Raw genomic sequence first — 3,871 nt, forward strand, 5'->3', positions numbered from 1 at the left:
GTTTGAGCCGCAGCTTGCGGCGCATTCGCAAGATGCAGTCTCCCGTTTCCAGCATTTGCGTTCCATTCTGCTCCGGTCTGGGCATCTGTCTTCGCAGCATCAAATAACTTCGTTTTCACTTGAGCTGGAGTCAAAGTTGGCCATTTTTGGAGCAAGAGTGCAACAGCGCCGGTTACTTGTGGAGCGGCATACGAAGTTCCTAATGTCACGACGTAATGCAGCCCGCCCGGTAGTTTCAACGTATCGTTAACCACCATGGTACTTGGCAATGCGACTCGCTGAACACTGGTCGCTGCGATGATATCCGGCTTCTCGCCGCCGGTTCTGGTCGGACCACGCGAGGAACCGCTCCAGAACAAGCCATTGTTTGTAGCGCTGCCTCGGCTATTCGAATTCATGTCGGTGTATTGTCCACCACTGTAATATGCACCTACTGAGATTGCACCACTGGCAGTACCCGGCATCGTTAACGTCCTGGAGGTCGATGTTTGTGAGGTAAAACCAACTGCAGTACCTGAATTCACCATCCAAGCGTCCCATGCACCATCCCCGCCGTTCGCAGTGCGAATATATTCAAAGGTCCAAGTACCAGCGGCAAGGAAATTTCCTAAGGAACCATACATATCGACAACAATGTGCTTAGCGCTATTAGTCGGCGTTCCTAACGAGTTGGTGGCATTGTAGACATCGACAGTATCGTTGCCGGTAAAGACTGCCTCTGCGTCGGTACCACTCACATAATCGAATACTTGAGCACTGGGGCTGGTGATTCGCAACGTAAATGCATCGCTGCCATGATGCCAGATATCAAAAAGTGCGTTTGCACAACTGGCGGCAACGCTGAAGGTCGCCGTTTGACTGCTACTTGGGGCTACCGTTCCCATCGCACGAACATTGGAATTGCCACTGTTTCCACAAGCTGTAACAATAATCTTCCCTGCTCCACTTTGCGCGGAAAAGTACTCCTCATCTGCCCGCGAGCCATCATGAGCGCCCCAATGACTCCCCAAGGAAATATTGATAACGATAGGTTTTCCTAACGCATTCGCTTTTTGAAACATCCAGTTCACTGCATCGACCAAGTCAGTCGCAAAAGACAATACTGATGTTCCCCGGGTTCTAACGATAAGCAAGTCGGAACCGGGAGCGACTCCCTTTGCCAATCCGCTTACGTGACCCGAACCATCGCTCGCTGCAATCGATGCAGTCGCAGTACCATGAGCGAAAGAGCTCGATTTCATACTGGTGACAAAACCGGCTGGAGTACCATCGATCTCATTATTGATATGAGCATTCGTGTACTCAACACCATAAGAAAAACCACTCGGATGCACTCTACCACCGGTAATCGAACCTGGCATATCCCACAGGTATTGGATCCGGGAAATCGCGGTATTGTCGTCACGACGGAAATCAAGGTGCGACCAATCGGTACCGGCATCGATAACTCCGACGATTACATCGGTTCCGTCATATAATCCGTGTGCTGTTGCTGCGCCATTCCCGATCCACAATCCGCCGCCGGTGCTGGTATCAGCGTTCGAGATTGCATCCAGTGGATATACCGGTGGTGCCGATTCGATGAAACGTACACTTGGATGAGAGGAAAGCGCGGAGATTCTGGATACCGGGATTTGTACAGTTTTCCAATCATGAAACACCGTACCTACTTTACCTCCCAACGCTTCGATGTCTGTGATCGATACTGATCCGTACACAAATAGTGGAGCGAGAGTTTCACCGGTTATAACATCAGTTGTAGTTAGACTGGAAAGCTTGTCTGAACCGCTACTCGCGGCTTTCATCACGATGGCAGTCAGTGGAGATATTTTATCTCGTTGCTCAATCACCATCGGAGTGGCAACTGCGCCAAAACTCAGTTTTACAACAAAGAGCACGATAACAAAACGAAGCAGAGATTTCATGTTTACTCCGGGAAGTATAGTATGTCAGTGAAAACGAGCTATCGAGGAAAATCAAGGCAACTCTCTTATTGGTAAGTAAAGCGAAAAACAGCAGGGAAACAATGAGGGAGTAGGAGAGTCGTGAGAAAAGTGATGTGATTTAGATCATCTCATACATACGGAAACATCAAGGGCGACCTGTTCCCAGATCGCCCTTTCAGTCATCCTTTACGCGCACAGGTTCATAAAATCAGTTTTTGGTCATCATACGTTTCTATCGTGGTGGGAGAGGCCGACCATCACCCTCATACATCAAAATCATAACCTGACCATCCGTCTCCACACAACGACAACGTCTCATCCTTTGCAACACCGAAACACACAATCAACAACGCCCTACTAATAGGCAACCTCTGTGCCAAACTGATGAATAGTTTCTAATGAGTTGTTATTTAGTATTTTAGGTGCTATTCGTCAGGTTGGATAGGGAAACCTAAGTCAGAAACTCTGCAATTCATGCACTAAGAAAAAGCTGTGATGCACTGTGTAGTATGCAAATTGTGCATTTCTTGCAGAGTCTGATCATCGCACTCCTTTATTTATCTTCACACTTGACTATTCACTCTTCTCTCCTAATGAGTTAGTCATTCCTGGTAAAGCTCTACCTATGTCATCAAACTCCGTATTACATTAATATGATTTGCCCCGAAAACAGGTTTGCGCTATCTTTCGGGCTGGAGTTTAGAATGCGTTGGATACAAATAATACTTGATGGAGTCGGAGTCGGTGATGCACCTGACGCCGGTCGTTTTGGTGATGAGGGGTCAAATACGCTTGGCAATCTCTCAGAATATATCCCATTGCATTTACCAAATTTACAATCACTCGGCTTGGGATGTTTGACTAAAATTCACGGAGTTGAACCCGTTTCAGCACGTAATGTTTATGGGTCGCTCACTGAGAAATCCGATGGTAAGGATTCAACTTCGGGTCATTGGGAGTTAGCTGGTTTAGTAACATCAACCCCTTTTCCATATTTCTACGAAGGATTTCCTGAAACGGTTTTACATGAAATCCGTCGAGTGAGTGGACGAGGCATCTTAGGTAACAAGGCAGCTTCGGGAACCGAGATTATTAAAGAGTTGGGTGAACAACATGTTACGACTGGTGATTTGATTGTCTATACATCGGCAGATTCCGTTTTACAAATTGCTGCCCATGAAGCGATTGTACCCCTACCGGAGCTGTACCGAATTTGTCGGGAGCTACGCCAATTGTGGATGACGGGTCCCTATGCGGTGGGTCGTATTATTGCGCGCCCGTTCTTAGGAGATCCTGGATCATTTTACCGGACACCAAATCGACATGACGAATCGCTTCCGCCCCATGGCGAGACAATCATTGATCGTTTGAAAACAGTAGGTATTCCAACCGCTTCAGTGGGTAAAGTTAGTGATTTGTTTGCACAACAAGGCTTTACCGAGTTTCACCTTACTAAATCGAATGATGAAGGGGTACAAGCAATCTTGCAATGGATGCGTTCTGGTAAAACAGGATTTTTATTCGCCAACTTAGTTGATTTCGATATGTTGTATGGTCACCGTAATGATAAAGAGGGTTTTGCTGCAGCCTTAGAACAGTTTGACAAACAATTACCTGAGATACTGGCACTGCTTGGTAAGCAGGATATACTTGCAATCACTGCCGACCATGGAAACGACCCAACAACTCCATCAACCGATCATTCCCGAGAACGGGTACCTCTCTTGTTAGTTGGAAGTATGTTAAAGAATGACTTTAATATTGGAGTGCGTGCATCTTTTGCTGATCTCGGAGCTTCGGTCGTTGAGGCGTTTCAATTGAGCAATTGGCACGAAGGAAAATCATTCTGGCAGGAGATTCTTCGCTAATCATGGAAATTGTTATCGGTTCAGCAAACCGCGATAAACTGAAAGAGATCGTTGAAC

General features: G+C 46.8%; 2 protein-coding genes. One reads left to right on the forward strand and one right to left on the reverse strand.

What is annotated here, in order from left to right; all coding sequences use genetic code 11:
• A partial coding sequence (locus OEM52_14360) for a S8 family serine peptidase (protein MDK9701318.1) occupies window positions 1–1,925 on the reverse strand: 1,925 nt, incomplete at its 3' end.
• Window positions 1,926–2,650: 725 nt separating this feature from the next.
• Here OEM52_14360 and OEM52_14365 point away from each other — a divergent pair.
• On the forward strand, window positions 2,651–3,814 hold the full coding sequence (locus OEM52_14365) for a phosphopentomutase (protein ID MDK9701319.1): 1,164 nt from the start codon (window positions 2,651–2,653) through the stop codon (window positions 3,812–3,814).
• Window positions 3,815–3,871 lie beyond the last annotated feature (57 nt).

It is taken from the genome of bacterium, assembly GCA_030247525.1.
GTDB lineage: Bacteria > Electryoneota > JAOADG01 > JAOADG01 > JAOADG01 > JAOTSC01.

Excerpts from the sequence above, each read along its gene's own strand:
- OEM52_14365 (MDK9701319.1), top strand. The coding sequence starts at position 2,651 with ATGCGTTGGATACAAATAATACTTGATGGAGTCGGAGTCGGTGATGCA.